This window comes from Burkholderia sp. Bp8991, assembly GCF_003853795.1.
Taxonomy (GTDB): domain Bacteria; phylum Pseudomonadota; class Gammaproteobacteria; order Burkholderiales; family Burkholderiaceae; genus Burkholderia.
Window position 1 is genome coordinate 46,755 of record NZ_QTQJ01000015.1, and the last position, 19,161, is coordinate 65,915.

Genomic DNA, 19,161 nt, shown 5'->3' on the forward strand with positions numbered 1-19,161 from the left:
GAAAATGCACTGGCGCCCGCCGCCTCGGCCCGTGGCGGATACGCGGGCCGCGCGGATATAAATGGGGCGATATCGTTCGACCTGTCGCTTCCGCCAGCGGGTCGAGCGTCGGCGCCGGCGCTCGGCCGCACGGCGATTTTTTCGTCAGCAAGCGGACATTTATTCAAGTTATGCTGAGCCGGATGTGTGTGCCGTATAAACTTGCACGTAAAACTGCTCGTATGCCGTACCCCATTGAAGGACGTTCCGTCATGTCAGATCCTTTCGCCGCAGTGCCCGCGGCGGTGCCGAAAGATACGCTCGGATGCGTGTCGAGCCTGTTGTCCAAGGATATCGACCGGTCGGTCGGCGGCCTGACGCTCCACCGCAAATGCATGCGCGACGAACACTTCGAGCGCATCGAGATGGCCGCCAGCGATCGCGGCTTCCTGATCGGCGTGTCGCTGAACGACGGCCACCGGCGCACGATCTACGGCGGCGCCGGCAAATCCGAGCGGCGGTTCCAGCACGACTCGATCTACATTCGCGACTTTTCCCGGAATTTCCGCGCCGACCTGTACGGCAAGTTCGATTTCGTGCTGATCGAGCTGTCGCACAGCTATCTCGACCGCCTCGGCCGCGAACACGACGGCACGGCGATCGGCGGCCTGACCTGCGCGCCCGACGTGCAGGACCCGGTGCTCGGCCATCTCGCACACGCGGTCGCCGACAGCCTCGACGTGCCGGGCGCGCTGAACACGCTGTTCGTCGAGCAGATGGGGGTCGCGATCGGCGCGCATCTCGCCAGCCGCTACGGAAATGCGCAGGCGCGCGACCTGCAGCGCAAGGGCCTGCTGTCGCCGGCCAAGACGGCGCTCGCCAAGGAACTGCTGATGGAAAAGGCGAACCTCGGCGTATCGATCGAGGAAGTCGCGAGCGAATGCGATCTGTCGCGCGGCTATTTCATCCGCGCGTTCTCGCGCACGACGGGGCGCACGCCGCATCAGTGGCTGCTCGAGCAGCGCGTGATCCGGGCCCGCCAGCTGATCGAGACGACCGACATGACGCTCGCGGAAATCGCGGCCGTCTGCGGTTTCGCCGACCAGAGCCACCTGAACCGCATCTTCGCGCGCATCGTCGGCCATCCGCCCGGCGCATGGCGGCGCGGCATGACGCGCTGACACCGTCGCGCACGTCATCCGGTCAGCGCAGCGGCGTCGCGTCGTAGTTGACCGGCACCCAGTCGTACCGCTCCCCGTCCCTGCGCAAGTGCCCGAGCCCGGGAAACGCGATGTGCGCGGCGCCGACCAGATAGCGCCGGCCGGCCACGCGCCGGAGCACGTCGCGCCGCGTGCGGCGCGCCGCATCGGCATCGCTGTCGTACTGGACGGTCGCATCCGGATCCTGCAGCTGGATCGCCGCGACGTGCACGATGTCGCCCCATGCGAGCAACCCGGCGTCGCCGCTCTCGATCAGATAGGCCGTATGGCCCGGCGTATGGCCGGGCATCGGCACCGCGCGGACGCCGGGCGCGAGCGTCGCTTCGCCACGAAACGTCCTGAAACGGCCGGCCGCGACATACGGCGCGACCGACGCGGCCGCCGCATCGAAAAACGACGCCAGGAACGCCGGCGCCTGCGCCTTGTGGTCCGGGTCGAGCCAGTAATTCGCCTCGATCTCGTTCACCCGGACGACCGCGTTCGGAAAGGTCATCCGCCCGTCCGTCACGATGCCGCCGACATGATCCTTGTGCAGGTGCGTGAGCAGCACCTCGTCGATCTGCTCCGGCGCGTAGCCTGCCGCGCGCAGGTTGTCGAGCAGCTTTCCGCAGCAGTCGCCGTACAGCACGCCGGCGCCCGTATCGACCAGAATCCGCCGCGATCCCGTGTCGACCAGGAACGCATTGATCGACCCTTGCACCGGCGGCTCGAGAAAGGCGCGGTCGAGATCGCGCCGGATCTCGTCCTTCGACACATCGCGAAAAACCGTATCGACCGGAAACGGATGCGTGCCGTCGGACAGCGCAACGATCGTCAGGTCGCCGACCTTCTGCCGGTAGAAGCCCGGCGGCTGAGTGCCGCCGCCCGGGTCGGCGGCGAACGCGGCCGATGCGAGAAGGCCGACGCACCATGCGACGAGCAGCATGGCGCCCGCGCGCAGCGCATGCATGCGCCGGTTGAGCCTGTTCATGTCCGATTTCCCCGGTTGCGTATCGACGTCGCGCGGCGCCTGCCGGTCCGGCAAGCGACATCCGCACGACGTCGAGCGTACCGGCGGCTGGCGCAATAATCCTGAGCCGGACATGAAACGTTCTGAAAACCGGGGCGCGACGGCCCCGGCGGCGGCGGCTGGTCAGGCGGCCGCGTGATGCGCGGCGAGCAACGCCTCGAGAAACACGGCGGCCGGTTGCGCGCCGCTGATGACGGTGGATCCGATGCGCGTCGACGGCACCGATGCGATGCCTGCGCGCACCGCGTCGGCCTCGAGCGCGATCACCGCGTCGAGTCCCTCGCCGGACGCGAGGAACGCCCGCACCGCGTCGCCCGGCAAGCCGGCGCCGGCCGCGATCTCCACGAGCATGTCCGCATCGCCGATGTCGCGGCCGTCGCGGAAGTACGCGGCGAACAATGCATCGACGAGCGCGGCCGCACTGCCGCGCTGCTGCGCGAACCAGACGAGCCGGTGCGCGAGCCGGGTGTTCGGCGTACGCGCGATCCGCGCGTGATCGAACACCAGGCCCGCCGCGCGGCCGGCCTCGGCCACCTGCGCGTCGAGTGCCTGCGAGCGCGCCCAGCTGCCGAATTTCGCGCTGCGGTATGCCTTGCGATCGATGCCTGCGGCCGGCATCGCCGGGTTCAGTTCGAACGGCACGAACCTGACCTTCACGTCACCGGTCAGTCCCGCTGCGTCGATCGCCTCCGCGAGCCTGCGCTCGGCGATCCAGCACCACGGGCAGATGAGGTCGTAGGTGACCGTGACTTCGACGGAATTCATTGCGCTCTCCTGTTGATTGCAGTTTCAACGATAGCGCTTGCCGGCCGGCGCTAGAATGCGAACGGCGCGCAACGGATCGTTGCGGCATGCACAAAGGCGACGACATGGACAAATTCTCCGCGCTGCGCGCGTTCGTGGAAGTGGCGGAAGCCGGCGGCTTCTCGAGCGCGGGACGCCGTCTCGACCTCGCGGCCTCGTCGGTCGTGCGCGCGGTGGATGCGCTCGAGGCATCGCTCGGCACCGCGCTGCTGAACCGCACCACGCGCCAGGTAACGCTGTCCGATGCCGGCTCCATGTACTACGCGCGCGCGAAGCGGCTGCTCGAGGAGCTCGCGGAAGCGGACGCGCTTGTCTCCGATCGCGGCGACGAGCCGTCCGGACCGCTGCGCGTGTCGGTGCCGGTCGCGTACGGCGTGCGACGCATCGCGCCGCATGTCGCGGCCTTCCTCGCGCGCCATCCGAAACTCGACCTCGACCTGCAGCTCACCGACGAACGCGTCGATCTCGTCGCCGGCCGGATCGACGTCGCGATCCGGCTCGGCGAAGCGGCGCCTTCCGCGGAGGTCGTCGCACGGCAGCTCGCGACGTTCCAGCGCTACGTCGTCGCGAGCCACGACTATCTCGACGCGCACGGCACGCCGGCAACGCCGGGCGAACTGGTCGATCACGCGTGCGTGCGCTTTCACTTCGGCGGCGACCAGCAGGCGTGGTCGTTCGCCGATGCGCACGGCACGACGCGGGTGCTGGTCGCCGGGCGCCTGAAATCGAATCACAGTGAAGTGTTGCGCGAGGCCGTGCTCGACGGCGCCGGCATCGCGCTGCTGCCCGACTGGCTCGTCGATGCCGATGTCCAGTCGGGCCGCCTGCGCAGGCTGTTCGAAACGTACGACGTCACGCCCGATGCGGCGCGCTCGGTCGTGACCGCGCTGTACCTGCCGAATCAGCGCGGCTCGAAGCGCGTCACCGCGTTCATCGATTTCGTCGAGGCGCTCGCACGCGCGCAGCCGTGAGCCGCGCGACGCGGCGCGGCTTGCCGCGTTACCAGCCGAACTTCGCCTCCATGCCGACGTAGTCGGCATTGCGCGCGCCGAGCGCGCGAATCGAATCGGCGACCTGGAAATGCACGGCCTCGACCGCCAGCGCCACGTTCGCATTGACGAGCCAGTCGACGCGCGCCTGCGCATACATGCCCGTGCGCGCGCCGCCCTTGCCGGCCGTGCCGGGCACCGCCTGCATCCCCTGCCCGTAGATCGCATCGGCGGTCGTCTGGCGCCACTGGAAACCGACCGCGGTCAGCACCGTCACGTTGCTGGCCGGCTTGAACGTCAGCGACGGCTTCACGTGAATCAGGTTGCTGTAGCCGGTGTAGCCGGCGAGCGTGAAGTAATAGCCGTTCGGGAACAGCGGATTGAACGTGCCCATGCGCCCGTCGCCGGGATGCTTGTCGCCCGACGCGCCGTCGACCTGGATGCCGATGCGCGGCGTGCCCGGCGCTTTCGCGAACGTGTAGCCGCCGAGCGCGCCAAAGGCCCATGCGCCGATCGTGTCCTGGCCGATGTGGCCGGTCTGCAGCATCGCTTCGGCGTCCCAGTCGAACCCGGAAGACTTGCCCGCGTAGCGCATGTCGAACACGTCGCGCCGCTCGGTGCCGGCGCCGGCGAGATAGCGCGCGTTGTCGCGCGTATAGCGTGACCAGTAGGCCGACAGTTCGCCTGGGCCCACGGCGTTGTGCTCGACCCGCACGCCGTCGAAGCGCAGGTGCCGATTCGACACGTCGTCGAACACCGCGTCGTTGCGATATTGCACCGGACGCGTCACGTAGCCGATCAGCCGCCAGTTGCCGATTTCGTAATCCGCCCACAGCGCGTCGAATGCCTGACGAACGTTCGGGCCGTCCCGCACCGACACGAACCGCTGCAGGTCGTACGCCATTTCCTGCCGGCCGATCCGCGCCTTGAACGTGCCGCCGCCCAATTGGTCGACATACGCGACGAACGCCTGCTCGATGTCGAGCTGATCCTTGTCCACCGTACCGACCGTGTCCTTGCCAAACGGCCGCGCATCGACGAACTGCACGAACGCCTGGAAATGCCCGGCATAGCGCAGGTCCGCGTGCACCGTCGCGCGCTGGATCACGTAGTTGTCGTCGTGCGCGGCGCCGAGCCCGAACAGCGGCGCGTTGTTCAGCTCGAAACGCTCGCGCAGGTTCGCGCCGAGCGACAGGTAGGTCGACGGGTCGCCGCCGAGCGGGATGTACTTCAGCCCGTCGAGCGGCTTGCGCGGCACGCACGGATTCGCGAGCACCGACCAGTCTTCCTGCCAGCGGTTGAACAGCACCGCGGGCCGCTTCGCGGTGCATGTCGTGCCGGCGGCCGAGGCCGAGGCCGAGGTCGGCGCCGGCGCCACGGTGTCCTCGGCGGCGGCCGCCGTCCCGGCGTATGTCGCGACGCCGCCCGCCAGCACGGCGGCCGGCAGCACGCCCCGCCACGCTCGCCTCATCGCCCGATGCGCCATTACTTCGACCGCGCGTGGATCTCGGCGACGTAGCCGCCCGGGAACTGCACGAGCGCCGCATCGCGCCCGTCCGACGTGAAGGGCGGCACCAGCACGGTCACGCCGGCGGCCTTGGCCTTCTCCAGCGTGGCGGCGAGGTCCGGCACTTCGTAGCCGGTCATCTCACGCCCGAACGGGTAAGGCAGACGGCCGTCGGTCGCCAGCACGGTCATCCTGCCGAAGCCCGACTCGATGCGGATGCGGCGATACGTGTCGTTCGGCCGGCCGATCTCGATGCCCGGCGCCTTGCGCACGTCGGACACGACCTTGCCGCGCGAGAACGCGACGAAGTCGTGCACCAGCTTGCTCGCGCTTTCCGGCGACACGTACACGCGGTTTTCCGGCACCGTCTGCAGCGGGTCGTAGTGCGGCGCCTGGGTGTGCCAGTACAACTGCATGTTCACGCCGCCCGGCCAGCGGATGATCGCGTCGCGGCCGATCGGATCGGGGAACGTGTCGACGACCACGTCCGCGCCGTGCGCGCGTGCCGATTTCATCGCGACGTCCATGTCGGTGACGAGGTAGCCGGTGCGCTCCTCGCAGAACGGATACGGGATCGGCGTCTTGAAGCCGAACACCGAAATCGTGCCGAACGGCGTCAGCACGAGCTGCGACATCGTCTGGCTCGGCGTCGGCGTGACCTGGAACACGCCCTGCTGCGACTTCTTGCCGCCGAACGTCGCGACGAAGCTGTCGGTGAAGCGGTCGAAGTCTTCCGGCGCGACGCACACGTGCGTCGTGTCGTATTGCGGGCCCACCGCGACGGCCGGCACCTTCCCTGACGAGGTATCGAGCAGGCGCGTCTCGTCCGCGTGGGCCGGCGCGCTCGCCAGCAATGCGCCGAACATGGCCGTCGATGCGGCCATCATCCGCAGTACCTGTCGCAACTTCAGTGCAATCATCGAAATCTCCTTGAAAATGACAAGCGCGGCCATACGCCGCGCGCGGATTCAGCGTGACGCCGGCCCGTCGTCGGGCCGGCCGGATCGGTAGGCGAGGAAGCACAAGGCCGCGAGCGGCAACGCCAGCGCCCAGAACGCGGCGGACACATAGGCTGCAGCCCCCGCGCCGGCCCCGAGCGCGAAGCCCGCGACCGGCGGCAGCGTGCGCCGCAGCCGCACGCGCGCGGCTTCGCGTTCGGCCGGCGCGGCAAGCGGCACGAGCCAGTCGAACGCATCGATCACCGCCTGCGTGACGTTGCCCGTCATCACCGTGTTGGCGACGACCGAGCGCGCCGTCAGCCGGCCGTGCGCGTTCTGGACGCCCATCGCCGCGGCGCCGAGCAGGCCGCACAGGATCGTGCGCGGTGCGTCGGCGTCCGCGATCGGCGACGCCATCACGCCGGCCAGCATGAACCCGGCCAGCAGCACGGCCTGCAGTGCATACAGCGAACGCGCGCGCGGGCCGTGGCCGAGCGAACGCATCCGGTGGTCGAGCACGCGCGCGCCGACGATGCCGGCGATGAAGGCCGGGAATGCGAGCCACTTGATCACGAGCCCTTGCCCGACGCCGGCCAGCCCCGAGCCGATCAGGATGAAGTTGCCGGTGACGTGCGCGGTGAACAGGCCGAACAGCGCGACGAAGCCGAGCGTGTCGACGTAGCCGGCGATCGACGCGAGAAACACGTCCTCGCCGCGCACGTGGTCGGGTGCCGCGGCCGCGGTTACCGGCTGCGTCGGCATGGCCCGGGTTCCTGGATGGCGACGGTTGCGCCGGCGCACGTGCTGCCTGCGTCCGGCGAGTTCAGATAACGCATGTTCCGCTCCGGTTACGCCGAACGGCCCGGGGGCGCCGACTGGCGTCCGGTCCCAACGGCGGTTCGGAAGCAAGACTAGTTAAGGAACGTCTTAATGTCATGGCGGCGGCCCTGAATTTTCCTGAATATGCCGCCCGGGCGCCCGGCCGGACTGCGGGGTCGACGCGACGCGGTACGCTTAGGCAAACGCTCCCGCATCGCAGCGACCGCGGCGCAGCGATCGGCCCGCACGGTCCGATCGTGTTATTTTTCGATCGATAGCTTAAGCGCGCCATCAGGAGCCGATGCATGACCGAAAGAAAACGCAGCACGCCGGCCCGCGAGCGTGGGACGGACGCCGACGGCAACGCCGTCACGCCGGGCCGCCGGCTCGCGCCGGAAGCGCGCGAGCGGCAAATCGTCGAGAAGGCGATCGAGCACTTCGCGACGCACGGCTTTTCCGGCAGCACGCGCGAACTCGCGCGGCAAATCGGCGTCACCCAGCCGCTCTTGTACCGGTACTTCCCGAGCAAGGAAGCGCTGATCGATCGCGTGTACGAGGAGATCTACACGTGGAACTCCGACTGGGAAAAACTGATCGCGGACCGCACGGTCCCGCTGCAGGAACGGCTCGTCACGTTCTATCGCGCGTACGCGCAAACCATCCTGCGGCGCGAATGGATCCGCACCTTCATCTTCGCGGGGCTCAGCCGCGAGGGTTTCAACACGCGCTACCTGTCGCGGTTGCGCGAACGCGTGTTCCTGCCGGTGCTGCGCGAGTTGCGGCACGAATACGACATTGCGACGCCGGCGACCGAGGCACAGCGCAACGCGGAAATCGAACTGGTCTGGAGCTTGCACGCGAGCATCTTCTATTTCGGCGTCCGCAAGTGGGTCTACGGCCTGCCGGTGCCCGACGATCTCGACACCGAAATCGAACGGCTGGTCGATGCGTTTCTCCACGGCACGCCCGCTACGCTGAAGCAGCTCGCATCCGGCGCGGGTGGCCGGCGCCGCCGGCGCGCGTAATCCGGCGCGCCGCGCGCCGCCAGACGATTTCAGAACAATTTATCCGGCGCGCCGATCGCTTCGCCTATCCTCGAACGGCATCTGCGCCCGCCTCCGGCTGCGCGCACACCGAACCGGACAGGGACCACCCGATGACCCACGACGCGCCTTCGATCACGCATCACACCGTCACCGCGAACGGCATCCGCCAGCACTACATCGATGCCGGCAGCGGGCCGGTCGTCGTGCTGCTGCACGGGTTCCCGGAAACCAGCTTCGCGTGGCGCTTCCAGATCCCGGCGCTGGCGCGGCGTTACCGCGTGATCGCGCCCGACCTGCGCGGCTACGGCGAAACCGACAAGCCGGCCGCCGGCTACGACAAGCGCAACATGGCGCGCGACGTAGCCGGCCTGCTCGATGCGCTCGGCATCGGCCGCATCGCGCTCGTCGGCCACGATCGCGGCGCGCGTGTCGCGACGCGCTTCTCGAAGGACTTCCCCGAGCGCGTCGACCGGCTCGTCGTGATGGACAACGTGCCGACGCGCATCGTCGCGCAGAACATGACCGCGCAAACCGCGCGCGCGTACTGGTTCTTCCTGTTCCATCAGGTGCCCGACCTGCCCGAGGCGCTGATCGCCGGCAAGGAAGCCGAGTGGCTGAGCCATTTCTTCGCCGACTGGTGCTACAACCCGCACGCGATCTCCGGCGACGCGTTCGACACGTACGTGCGTGCGTACCGGCGCCCGGGCGCCGTGCGCGGCGCGCTGGCCGACTATCGCGCGAACGCGGAGGACGTGAAGCAGGATCTCGTCGACGCCGACGTCCCGATCGCCTGCCCGACGATGGCCATCTGGGGCGAGGATTTCTACGCGGTCGGCAAGCTGTTCGACATGAAGTCCGTGTGGGAAAGCATGGCGACGAACCTGCGCGCCGAGCCGATCGCGCAGTGCGGGCACCTGCCGCAGGAGGAGCAGCCGGAGCGCGTGAACGCGTTGCTGCTCGACTTCCTCGCGCACTGGGAAGGTTGAACCGCCGCGTGCGGCGAATCATCGGGGGAAAGCAATCATGAGCGATGTTTCGGGACCGTCGGCGATCGTCGTCGGCGGATCGGTGGGCGGACTGTTCACGGCAACCGCGTTGCGGGCGGCCGGTTGGCGCGTCAAGGTGTTCGAGCAATCCCCGAACGATCTCGACAGTCGCGGCGGCGGCATCGTGCTGCAGCCGCCGATCGAGCGCGCGTTCGCGTTCGGCGGCGTGCCTGTGCCGCGCGACGCGGGCGTCGATTCGGGCGACCGGATCTACGTCGACGAACGCGACCGTATCGTGCAGCGCTTCTACATGCCACAGACGCAGACCGCCTGGAACGTGATCTACACGGCGCTGAAGCGCGCGCTGCCCGCCGACGTCCTGCACGCCGGCGTCGCGTTCGACCGGTTCGAGCAGGACGGCGCGCGCGTGATCGCGCATTTCTCGGACGGCCGCGTCGAGCAGGCGGACCTGCTGGTCGGCGCCGACGGCGGCCGCTCGGCCGTGCGCGCGCAGCTGCTGCCCGATGCGCGCCCCGCGTACGCGGGGTATGTCGCGTGGCGCGGGCTCGTCGACGAGCACCTGCTTCCCGACCCGGTGCTGCAGGTGCTGCGCGAACGCTTCACGTTCCAGCAAGGCGACGCCCACCTGTTCCTGACCTATCTGGTGCCCGGCCGCGACGGCGCGATCGCGCCCGGCAAGCGGCGCGTGAACTGGGTCTGGTACCGGCGGCTCGCGCAGGATCGCCTGCCGTCGCTGTTTCTCGGCCAGGACGGCATGCAGCGCGACGGCTCGCTGCCGCCCGGCGCGATGCGCGACGACAACCGGCTCGAACTCGTGAACGCCGGCCGCCGGATGCTCGCACCGACGCTCGCCGCGCTCGTCGACGCGACACAGGCGCCGTTCGCACAGGCGATCCTCGATCTCGCGGTCGAGCGCATGGCGTTCGGCCGCGCCGTGCTGCTCGGCGACGCGGCCTGCCTCGTGCGGCCGCATACGGCCGCCGGTGTCGCTAAAGCGGCGGACAACGCGGTCGGTCTTGCCGAGGCGCTGCGCGGCGGCGTGCCCGCCAACGCGTTCGACGCCGCGCTGTCGCGCTGGGAAGCCGCGCAGCTCGCGGCCAATGCGTCGCTGTCCGCGCTCGGCATCTCGCTCGGTACGCGGATCATGGGACGCGCGTGACGGCACACCGGCCGTGTGCCGCATCGTTCGATCACGCAATGCTCTCGACCACGCCGCCATCGACCCGCAACGAGGCGCCGGCGGTCGCCGACGCCTGCGGCGAACGTACGTAGACGACCAGGTTCGCGACCTCCTCCGGCATGATCGGCCGCTGGAGAATCGAGCTGCGCCGATGCGCGCACACGAAGTCGATGCCGAACTGCTCCACGGACTTGCCCTGCCGTGCCGCGGTCGCCTCAACCATCGAGCGGAAGCCATCCGACAATGTCGGCCCCGGCAGGACCGCGTTCACAGTCACGCCGCTGCCGGCCGCCTGCTTCGCGATGCCGCGGGCGACGCTCAGTCGAGCGGTCTTCGAGAAGCCGTAGGCGAGCATGTCCGGGGGAACGTTCAACACGGACTCCGACGATACGAACACCGCGCGCCCCCGGCCGCGTGCGATCATGCCCTTCGGGTAAGCGCGCGTGAGCCGCACGCCGGACATCAGTTGACGAGGAAGTACCGCCCCCATGCGTCGTCGTCGGCGCTGAAAATCGTGCCCGGCGCATAGAAACCGACGTTGTTGACCATCGCGGCAAGCGCGGCTTCAACCCGTCGCGACCGCCCCGGCGGGCGCAGGCGGCACACGCGTCAAAGACGTGCGATACCGGTGGCGTCATCCCGTTGATCGATGCACGCGCGGACTGCATTTCCTTGGCCCCGCTCACGAACGCGCGCCGCGGGGCCGATGAATGGCGCAAAGGCGCCTCAGTGCTCATCTGCGCGGTTCAGGAAGAACCGGATGTCGACCGTCTTCCAGATGCCTTCCGTATGGAACGGATCGTCGAGCACGAGTCGCCGTACTGCTTCGATATCGTCGGCGTCGTAAAGAAACAGGCTCCCGCCCACCGAGCCGTCCGGATCGATGAGCGGCCCGGCAATGCGCGCCTTCAACGGCGAAGCGAGCAACCGCGCCTTGTGTGCGGCAAAGTGGGCCTGGCGCCGCTCCGCCATACCCGGGTGATCGAGGCAGTAGACAATAAATAGCATGTTCTTTCCTAATTTTCAGAATCCATCATTTGATTCGGATTCCTCCAATATCACCAAGCATCCTATGAACTCGTGAACGGAGCCGTTTCATCAGAGCGAGCGCATCGACGCGATCAGCGGCCGTAGCGCAGCAGGAAATCCCGCAGCTTCGGATTGACATCGTGGGCATGGGTCAGATTCGGCGTGTGTCCGGCCCCGGCCACGCCGACTATTCCCTTGGAGTTCGGCAGCCCTTCGGCAAGCGCCTCGCCGCAACGCAGCGGAATGGCCGCATCGGCCATGCCGTGAACGACGATCGACGCATGCGTGATCTCGGCGAGCCGCGGTGTGATGTCGTCGCGCGACGTCAGCGCATCGACCGGGTATTCGAAATGATCGCGCGGAATCTTCAGCCATTTCTCGATCCACGCCGACGCGGGAAAGCCGGCGCCGAGCAGGAACCCGGCGAGGTGCTCGGCGACGTTCGCCGCACCATTTCGCGCCCACTCCGCCTTGAGTTCCTCGAACGACGCAATCACCGGTGCCTCGTCGAGATCGCTGCGCGTCGCGATCAGCGCGAGCGCGCGGAACCTGGCGGGTTCGAGCAGCGCCGCACGCATCGACACGAACCCGCCCTGCGACATCCCGACCAGCGAAGCCGTCGCGATTTCCAGGTGATCGAGCAGCGCGATCAGGTCGCGGGCCGAGTCCCAGTAGCTGAACGCGCGGTCGATCGGCCCGGTCGTGCCGAAGCCGCGCTGATCCCAGACGACACACCGGAACGTGTCGTCCAGTGCGTCGACGTTCGGGCGAAACATGTCGCCGTCCATCAGGAAACCGTGACTGAAAACGACCACCGGCGCTTCCTTCGGGCCGGACTCTTCATATGCGAAACGGATACCCTCGCGTTCAAACCATGCTTTCATCCTCAGCCTCTCGTCAACTCGGACTAGCCGGGGCAGCGCCGTGCGGCCCACTCGCTTCACACTCTATCTTTCGGGCGGCGGAGGCGATGGTCGATTGAAGCGACGGCTTACCGGATCGTCCGGATTTTTTATCGCGAGGCATGTCGATGCGTTGCGCAATGCGCGTCTGCGATCTTCCCCGGATTGACGGGCCGCCGCGCATTTGATTTAGTAGATGGCTTGTGCGGACGTTCAGGCGCCATCGCTTTATCGCAACGGTGCCAGCCGTTTGCATCGAAGCGGAGCGAGCGAAACCTGCGACGGCGCTCCAGCCGCGGCGATACCGGAGAAGGTTGAAATGGCGCAAGCAGCAATGGAATCGGAAAAGCCCGTCTGGATTCTGCAAGGCGAGTTCGGCCGTGCCACGGTGAACTTCATCAGCCGGCCGCTGGTCGCCCATGCGCACTCGCAGTACCAATTCTTGTTCAAGCTGGGCGGCAGCGACTGCGATTTCCGGATGGGTGCGGAGGACTGCACGCTCAGTGCCGACTCCGCGATCTGCCTGAATCCGTGGGTCGAACACGCAAAGTGCGCGAACAAGGACACGCCGTCGCTGATCCTGTCGCTCGTGATCGAAACGCCGTGGCTGCGCAAGCAGCTCGGCCTCGCGGACGGCGGCCCGGCCGACATCTTCCCGCGCAGGATCGTCGTCGTGACGCCGGACGTGCAGCATCACGTCGATCGGCTGGCCGCCGCCATCACGAATCATCTCGTTGCGCAGGATGCGGGCTGCCTGCCGATCCTCGACGATCTCGTGACGGCACTCGGGCGCGATTTCGCCGATCCCGAACTGACGACGCGCATCGCGCCGTCGACGCGTCCGGTCGACTTCAGAATCCGGAAGGCGCTCGACTTCATCAAGCGCGCGCCATCCGCGAACATGACGGTCACGCAGGTCGCCGCCGAGGTAGGGTTGTCGCGGTCGCGTTTTTTCGAGCAGTTCCGGCGCTGCATGGGCATCTCGCCGCAGCACTTCATCGACTGGGTGAGAATGTCGCACGCCATCCGGCTGCTCGCGGCGAGCGACCGGCCGCTCGCCGATATCGCGGACGAGCTCGGCTTCGAGGAACACAGCCACTTCACCCGCTTCTTTGCGCAGCACATGGGCGTGCCGCCGAGCGATTTTCGCCGGCATTCGGTCACGCTCGATCTCGAGCGATTCGACTGACCGGCGCGGCCGGTCTGCCGCATGCACGCGCTGGCGCACATGCGGTACCGGTCAGGCGAGCAGGTCGGTCGGATCGGCAATCACCGGATTGCCCAGCACGCCCAGCCCGTCGATCTCGATCTCGACCCAGTCGCCCGGACGCATGTGCACGAGGCCCGGCGTCGGGAACGGTCCGTACTGGCGCGTCAGGTCGTTGCCCTCCACATCATCCGGTTCGGGCTTCAGCGCGCCCGGCGTCCCCATCGCGATCAGGTCGCCAGGGCGCAACCGGTAGCCGCGACTCAGGTAGCTGACCGTGCGCGCGACGTCGACGAGCATGTCGTCGAGGGGCGCGCGCTGCCGCACGACGCCGTTGATTCGCGTGAGCACGGTGTGCTTCGCCGGGTTGCCGAATTCGTCCGCGGTCATCAGCCACGGACCGTAAGACCCCGACGCCTCGAAGCATTTCCCGAGGCCGAACTGCCGGTTGTGCACCTGGTATTCGCGCACCGAGCCCTCGTTCAGGCACGTGTAGCCGGCGACGTATTCCAGCGCGCGCTCGACGGGAATGTAGCGCCCCGGCTTGCCGATGATCACGCCGAGTTCGCCCTCGTAATCGAATGCGCGCGCAACCGGTTCCGGCGGCGCGACGATCGGCTCGCCCGCGCCGACATACGACGCGGCCGTGCGCAGGAACAGGTGCGGATAGTCGGGATTCGTTTGCAGGCCGGTCTCGGCGATGTGGCTCTTGAAGTTCAGCGCAAGCGCCCACATCGCGTTGGGCCGGCCGAGGAACGGCTTCAGCGTCACGGACGCGAGCAACCGGGTGCCGGTCCGGCCGGCGGCCGATGCGCGCAGACGGTCGAGCCCGTCATCCATCTCGAGGATCTCGATCAGAGTCGCGGGCAAGTCCGGCGCGATCTCCGCGACCGGGATGAACTGCGTATCGCTGGTGACGACGCCGAGCGCTTGAGTGCCCGCGTCCGAATAAGCAATGATTTTCATGGTTGAGCGTGATTCCGCTGGTTGCGAGGAAGATGTGTCGAAAACGACTCAGTGCACGGTCGACGCGCCGCCCGCGGGCGCTTCGCGTTCGGGCGTGCGGCGGCCGATGATCGCCAGCGCGCCGAGCGCGGCAATTGCCGCGATCGCCGGCACCACGGCCACGAGCACGATGTTGCGCGGCTCCCAGCCGGTCGCGAGCAGTGCGCCGCCGATCGCGGGGCCGATGAAAGAACCGATCCGCCCGATCGCATGCCCCCAGCCAACGCCGGTGGCGCGGATGGCCGGCGGATAAAACGCCACCGCGAGCGCCGTCTGGCCCATGATTCCGTTGACGAGCCCCGCGCCGATCACGCCGATCGACAGCAGCACGGTCGACAGCGGCAACGCGGCCTGGCTCAACGCGCCGATGCCGGCGATCACGCAGACGATCCCCACCGCCAGTGCCGACTTCACGCGCAACCTGCCCGCAACCGTCATCGCCGTCACCGCGGCCGTCATCAGCAGGTTGCCGCTCAACCCGCCGACACTGAACGCAGCCATGCCGGCCGGTGCCCGATCGAGCGAAAAGCCGAACGAGAGCAGCAGGGTCGGCAGCCAGAACAACAGCGCATAGACGTCCATGAAGATCAGGAACGAGAACAGCCACAGCACGCCTGTATAGCCGGCACGGCCGTCGGCGAACAGCGCGCGGACCGGATTCGCCACCGGCCGCTCCGGATGCGTCGCGCCCTTCTCCTCGGCGGTGGCCGCCGGCAGGATCCCGAAGAACGCCGGCGCGACCACGAACGGCAATGCACCGCCGATCAGGAATACCGACTGCCAGCCGAAGCCGTGCATCAGCGGCCCACCGATCACGCCCCCGGTCACGGCACCGACCGACATCCCGGTCGTCACGAGCACCGACGCGGCAACCTTGTGCTTCGCGCCGATGATCGAAGCCGACGCCGTGATCGCGATCGGCAACGCCGCGCCCAGCCCGATCGCCGCCAGGACGCGCATCACCGACAGCAGCGCCACGCTGTCCGCGACCGCCGTCAGCAGCGTGCAGCCGCCGAACAGCACGACGCTGGCCAGCCCGACGGCGCGATGCCCGAAACGATGGGCGAGCGATCCGGTGACAATGAAACCGATCGCCGCGCCGACATTCGTCGCGACGAAGACCGGCGTGAACGCGGCCGGCGCGAGATGCCAGTCGCGCGCCAGCGTCGGCACGACGAACGAGATCGACGTCGTGTTGAAGCCGTCGAGAACGACGACGAGAAAGCAAACGAGCAGTGCGACAGCCCGGCGCATTCCGCCGATGTCCTGGCTGCCGGCGTCGGCCGTGGTGTGTTGGTCATGCGAATTCACTACGCAACCTCCTGCGGCGCGCGCGGGCCGGCTCGCCGTGAAGCACGGCCGCGGCCCGCGCGGCCGGTCGTTCCAAAGCGGTAAGGAACGTGCGCTTACGCGCGCACGTAATCGGACAGGCGCCGCAGCATGCCGGCGGAGAATATGTTCTTCGGCACCATGCAGTGCACGCCTTTCGGCGGCTCCGTCTTGTAGACCGTGCCGGTCTGGTGCGCGTACTGCGTGATCCGGAAGCTGCCGGCCACGCTCAGGATCCCGTAGCAATCGACCGCCGGGATTCCCGTGGCCGACGACATCCAGCCGATCGTCTGGCGAATGCACGACACGAGCGCGTCGTCGAGGCTGTCGGCGAAGCCGAAGGCGATCCAGTGTTCCGGGGTCTCGGCCAGCGGGCCGTTGAGCGCCGATCGCTTGTGGAGCAGGAACTGGATGCGCATCTCCTCGAACGCGGATTCGATCGACGTCTGATCGATGTTTCCCTCGCCCGATGCGCCCATGGAACCGCCCGTCCACACGCGCGCGCCGGCGACCTGCACGGGCAGAAACACCGAGGTCCCGACGCCGAGCACGGCGCAGTCGAGATTGCCGCCGTAGCTGCCTGCGAAGTTCGCGCTGGTCACCCGGTCGCCGGGCGGCTGGGTGCCGAGATAGGCCTGGAACGGCTTCAGCGGAATCCGCACGCCCGGTACGTACGATGCGTAGGTGCGCGCGTCATCGAACTTCAGGTACCGCAGATACGGGCCGAAATCGCCGGGCAGCGCGCCGACGCCCGGCGGCGCCGAATTCCAGCCCCAATCGATCGGCCGCATCTTCAGCATCCGGCATTCGACGAGGTCGCCCGGCTCGGCGCCGTCGATCTCGACGGGCCCGATCAACGAGAATGCACCGTTCGGATATTTCTTGCGGATGGGCTCGCGCTCCTTGAATCCCATCCCGTACTTCGCTTCATTGCCCCAATTGGTCCACGTGCCGTCGTACCAGACCGTGTCGCCCGACCGGATCGAAGCCGCGGCCTCGGCGTCCGGCGTCATCTGACCGACCTGCACCGTCTTCCACGACGGCACGAGCTTCACCGTCTTGCCGCCCGGCAGGACGTGCGGCGTGGCCGCCCGCGCCCCGGGGGCCGCCGTTTGCGCGCGTGCCGCGCCGGCCAGACCCGCCGCGATCGCGCCGAAGCCTAGCTTCAGCATCGTGCGCCGGCATTGCGCGGTGCCGTCCATCGTCATCGCGCCGCTCGTTTCCGTGCCGCTCGCCGGCGTGCCGGCCGCGTGTTCGATTTCCATGTTGTGTCTCATACGTCTTCCAGACTGGGTTTCAAGGACAATGCGCGTTCAACGCGCGGATTGGGCACCGAGCCCGGCGATCGCCTTCAGCACCACCTGATCGTCGATCTCGGACGGCGCGCCGGCGGCGCCGATCGCACCGAGCAGATGACCGTTCATGAAGACGGGGAACGTGCCGCGGCCGGGCAGGAACGGCGCGTAATAGCCGGCGCCGGACATGTTGCTGTACTCGGACGGATCGTCCCGGTAGCGATGTTCGAGCGTGACGCCTGACTGGCCGCCGAGCGCGACGGACGCGAACGCCTTGCCGCGCGCGAAGTCGATGCTCGAAAACGACGCACCATCCATCCGCACGGCGGCGAGCAGATGGCCGCCGGGATCCACGACCGCGAAACCCATCGCCAGGTGCCGTGCATCGGCCTCGGCAATCGCGAGCGACAGCAGCGCCTGCGTCTGCGCGTAGCTCAGCGCATAGGTCAGGGTCGCGGCGTCACTGCGCACCTCTTGCGCGCACGCAGCGTGCATGGCGACCACGCAGCCGGCTCCCACGCCTGCCCGCGTCAACCATCGCCGAACCCGTAACCTGCTGAATTTCACTTCCATCTCCTGACTCCATGCCATCCGGTACGCCCAAGTCCCCGCGCACGTCCGGCCAGGCCGTTTCGGTCGACCATCGGGCCTCGCGATCGACCGTCGAGTCCGATATCCGGTTGCGCGCAGCAGTCGCTCGCGGTGTACAAAAAAGTCCGCGGGAGCCCGTCTCCCGCGGCAAATCACCACACTGGAGCCGTTACTCCGTCGCAAACACCGCCACACCGGTTCCCGGGAACTGCTCGGAAGAGCCGGCACCGTACGGGACGAACACGTGATGCGACGCACCGTCGACCGCGACCGAATGCGAGAACTTGCCGGTCGGCACGATCGCGACGAGGCTGCGGGTGCTCGCGTCGACGATCCCGAGCGCGGAGTCGAACTTCGCGTCCTTCGCGCCCACCCGCGAGACGTTGTCCGCCGAGTGGTGGCCGGCGGCGAGGAAGTAGCGATTCGACACCGGGTCGTAGGCCACCTCGTCGGCGCCGCCGAACGGCAATTGCGCGAGCGGCGTCCCGTTCGTGCGATCGATGATGACCGTCGTCTGCTTCCCGCCTTCGTCGGGATCGCAGCCGATCAGCGCGTCGTTGCCCGGCCCGAGCGCGATGCCGGTCGGGCCTTCACAGCCCTTCAGCTTGAACACGGACTGCACGACCGGCTTGCCTTCGAGCACCGACTTCGCCGGAATCAGATCGACCTCGCCCTTCGGGTTGGCCTTCGTCCCGTCGTTGTTCAGCACGAAGTTGTCGTTCTTCGCGTCGAACTCGCATGCCTCGAGGCCAGTCGAGTCGGCAAGCGGCATCTTCGCGATCACCGATTGCGTCTCGGTGTTGATGAAGGTCACGAACGGCGGCTGCTCGGCACCGCTCGAGAACATCGCGACATGATGCTTCGGGTCGAGACAGCCCTCGTCCGCGCGAATGCCGGACGCGCTGACCTCGATGCGCTTGACGAGCTGCTTCGACGCGACGTCGATCACCTTGACCGCGTTCACGTCGCCCACGTACACCTGCGACGTGCCCGGAATCGGCAACACGCCCGACGGCCCCGACTTTTCGTGCGTCGGGCCGATACCTGCGAAATCGGCCTTGATCCGGTCGCGCAGCTTCATCGTGGTCGCATCGAATACGTCGAGCGTCCCGTTCGCGCCGTCGGCGAGGTAGTAGTTGCCGTCCGACACGGCGCTGATATCGAAGCCGAACGATTTCTCGCTCGTGACCGGGATGGTCGTGATCAGCTTCGGGCCGCCGGCATCGGCGCCCCACGCGATCGCGGCGGCAGCGGTCAGGCTCATCATCGCGAGTGCGATACAGGTACGTTTCATCTTTGTCTCCT

The 19,161-nt window shown here is 67.9% G+C and carries 19 protein-coding genes and 1 pseudogene; 7 read left to right on the forward strand and 13 right to left on the reverse strand.

What is annotated here, in order from left to right:
* The first annotated feature begins 251 nt into the window (after window positions 1-251).
* Window positions 252-1,160 carry an AraC family transcriptional regulator gene (locus DIE02_RS18490; RefSeq protein ID WP_124529631.1) on the forward strand — a complete coding sequence of 303 codons (909 nt, stop codon included), beginning with the start codon at window positions 252-254 and terminating at the stop codon, window positions 1,158-1,160.
* 22 nt (window positions 1,161-1,182) lie between these two features.
* Here the strand turns inward: DIE02_RS18490 and DIE02_RS18495 are convergent, their stop codons facing one another.
* Window positions 1,183-2,124 (reverse strand): MBL fold metallo-hydrolase, encoded by a 942-nt coding sequence (locus tag DIE02_RS18495; RefSeq protein WP_124529678.1) that lies wholly within the window; start codon window positions 2,122-2,124, stop codon window positions 1,183-1,185.
* 43 nt (window positions 2,125-2,167) lie between these two features.
* Between DIE02_RS18495 and DIE02_RS18500 the strand changes: the two genes are divergently transcribed.
* Window positions 2,168-2,347: a hypothetical protein gene (locus DIE02_RS18500; protein WP_124529633.1), complete on the forward strand. Its 180-nt coding sequence runs from the start codon at window positions 2,168-2,170 to the stop codon at window positions 2,345-2,347.
* Here DIE02_RS18500 and DIE02_RS18505 read toward each other — a convergent pair.
* On the reverse strand, window positions 2,332-2,973 hold the full coding sequence (locus tag DIE02_RS18505; RefSeq protein WP_124529635.1) for a DsbA family oxidoreductase: 642 nt from the start codon (window positions 2,971-2,973) through the stop codon (window positions 2,332-2,334). The two genes, DIE02_RS18500 and DIE02_RS18505, sit on opposite strands and share 16 nt — an antisense overlap.
* Before the next feature lie 104 nt (window positions 2,974-3,077).
* Between DIE02_RS18505 and DIE02_RS18510 the strand changes: the two genes are divergently transcribed.
* On the forward strand, window positions 3,078-3,983 hold the full coding sequence (locus DIE02_RS18510; RefSeq protein WP_124521131.1) for a LysR family transcriptional regulator: 906 nt from the start codon (window positions 3,078-3,080) through the stop codon (window positions 3,981-3,983).
* A gap of 28 nt (window positions 3,984-4,011) precedes the next feature.
* Here DIE02_RS18510 and DIE02_RS18515 read toward each other — a convergent pair whose 3' ends face one another.
* The 3 genes from DIE02_RS18515 to DIE02_RS18525 are packed head-to-tail and all read right to left on the reverse strand — an operon-like array spanning window position 4,012 to window position 7,208.
* Window positions 4,012-5,472 carry an alginate export family protein gene (locus DIE02_RS18515; RefSeq protein ID WP_260427858.1) on the reverse strand — a complete coding sequence of 487 codons (1,461 nt, stop codon included), beginning with the start codon at window positions 5,470-5,472 and terminating at the stop codon, window positions 4,012-4,014.
* 14 nt (window positions 5,473-5,486) lie between these two features.
* Window positions 5,487-6,428 carry a glyoxalase gene (locus DIE02_RS18520; RefSeq protein ID WP_124529637.1) on the reverse strand — a complete coding sequence of 314 codons (942 nt, stop codon included), beginning with the start codon at window positions 6,426-6,428 and terminating at the stop codon, window positions 5,487-5,489.
* Window positions 6,429-6,476: 48 nt separating this feature from the next.
* Complete coding sequence (locus DIE02_RS18525; protein WP_044847097.1) at window positions 6,477-7,208, reverse strand: YoaK family protein; 732 nt, start codon at window positions 7,206-7,208, stop codon at window positions 6,477-6,479.
* 362 nt (window positions 7,209-7,570) lie between these two features.
* Here DIE02_RS18525 and DIE02_RS18530 point away from each other — a divergent pair, with 362 nt between their 5' ends.
* The 3 genes from DIE02_RS18530 to DIE02_RS18540 all read left to right on the forward strand — a co-directional run bounded on the left by DIE02_RS18530 (window position 7,571) and on the right by DIE02_RS18540 (window position 10,477).
* Complete coding sequence (locus DIE02_RS18530) at window positions 7,571-8,290, forward strand: TetR/AcrR family transcriptional regulator (RefSeq protein ID WP_124529639.1); 720 nt, start codon at window positions 7,571-7,573, stop codon at window positions 8,288-8,290.
* A 131-nt stretch (window positions 8,291-8,421) separates the two neighbouring features.
* Entirely contained in the window at window positions 8,422-9,297 is an 876-nt protein-coding gene (locus tag DIE02_RS18535) for an alpha/beta fold hydrolase (protein ID WP_124521137.1), read from the forward strand.
* A gap of 37 nt (window positions 9,298-9,334) precedes the next feature.
* Window positions 9,335-10,477, forward strand: coding sequence for an FAD binding domain-containing protein (locus DIE02_RS18540; protein ID WP_124521139.1), 1,143 nt, complete (start codon window positions 9,335-9,337; stop codon window positions 10,475-10,477).
* 31 nt (window positions 10,478-10,508) lie between these two features.
* Here DIE02_RS18540 and DIE02_RS18545 read toward each other — a convergent pair.
* The 3 genes and pseudogenes from DIE02_RS18545 to DIE02_RS18555 all read right to left on the reverse strand — a co-directional run.
* Window positions 10,509-11,059: pseudogene (locus tag DIE02_RS18545) on the reverse strand (SDR family NAD(P)-dependent oxidoreductase); the annotation flags it as partial.
* Window positions 11,060-11,224: 165 nt separating this feature from the next.
* Complete coding sequence (locus DIE02_RS18550; RefSeq protein ID WP_044847093.1) at window positions 11,225-11,506, reverse strand: YciI family protein; 282 nt, start codon at window positions 11,504-11,506, stop codon at window positions 11,225-11,227.
* Between the two features lie 113 nt (window positions 11,507-11,619).
* Window positions 11,620-12,411 carry an alpha/beta fold hydrolase gene (locus DIE02_RS18555; RefSeq protein ID WP_124521141.1) on the reverse strand — a complete coding sequence of 264 codons (792 nt, stop codon included), beginning with the start codon at window positions 12,409-12,411 and terminating at the stop codon, window positions 11,620-11,622.
* A gap of 337 nt (window positions 12,412-12,748) precedes the next feature.
* Between DIE02_RS18555 and DIE02_RS18560 the strand changes: the two genes are divergently transcribed.
* Window positions 12,749-13,618 (forward strand): AraC family transcriptional regulator, encoded by an 870-nt coding sequence (locus DIE02_RS18560; RefSeq protein WP_221623418.1) that lies wholly within the window; start codon window positions 12,749-12,751, stop codon window positions 13,616-13,618.
* Window positions 13,619-13,669: 51 nt separating this feature from the next.
* On the opposite strand, the gene DIE02_RS18565 is transcribed toward DIE02_RS18560, so the two are convergent.
* The 5 genes from DIE02_RS18565 to DIE02_RS18585 all read right to left on the reverse strand — a co-directional run bounded on the left by DIE02_RS18565 (window position 13,670) and on the right by DIE02_RS18585 (window position 19,150).
* Entirely contained in the window at window positions 13,670-14,602 is a 933-nt protein-coding gene (locus tag DIE02_RS18565; RefSeq protein WP_044847090.1) for a fumarylacetoacetate hydrolase family protein, read from the reverse strand.
* Between the two features lie 48 nt (window positions 14,603-14,650).
* The gene (locus DIE02_RS18570) at window positions 14,651-15,952 is read right to left on the reverse strand and encodes an MFS transporter (RefSeq protein WP_124521143.1); all 1,302 of its coding nucleotides are present in this window, start codon (window positions 15,950-15,952) and stop codon (window positions 14,651-14,653) included.
* 95 nt (window positions 15,953-16,047) lie between these two features.
* On the reverse strand, window positions 16,048-17,235 hold the full coding sequence (locus DIE02_RS18575; protein ID WP_260427859.1) for an acetamidase/formamidase family protein: 1,188 nt from the start codon (window positions 17,233-17,235) through the stop codon (window positions 16,048-16,050).
* Between the two features lie 48 nt (window positions 17,236-17,283).
* A complete protein-coding gene (locus tag DIE02_RS18580; RefSeq protein ID WP_260427866.1) occupies window positions 17,284-17,760 on the reverse strand; it encodes a heme-binding protein in 477 nt (158 codons plus the stop codon).
* Between the two features lie 265 nt (window positions 17,761-18,025).
* A complete protein-coding gene (locus DIE02_RS18585) occupies window positions 18,026-19,150 on the reverse strand; it encodes a YncE family protein (RefSeq protein ID WP_124521149.1) in 1,125 nt (374 codons plus the stop codon).
* Window positions 19,151-19,161 lie beyond the last annotated feature (11 nt).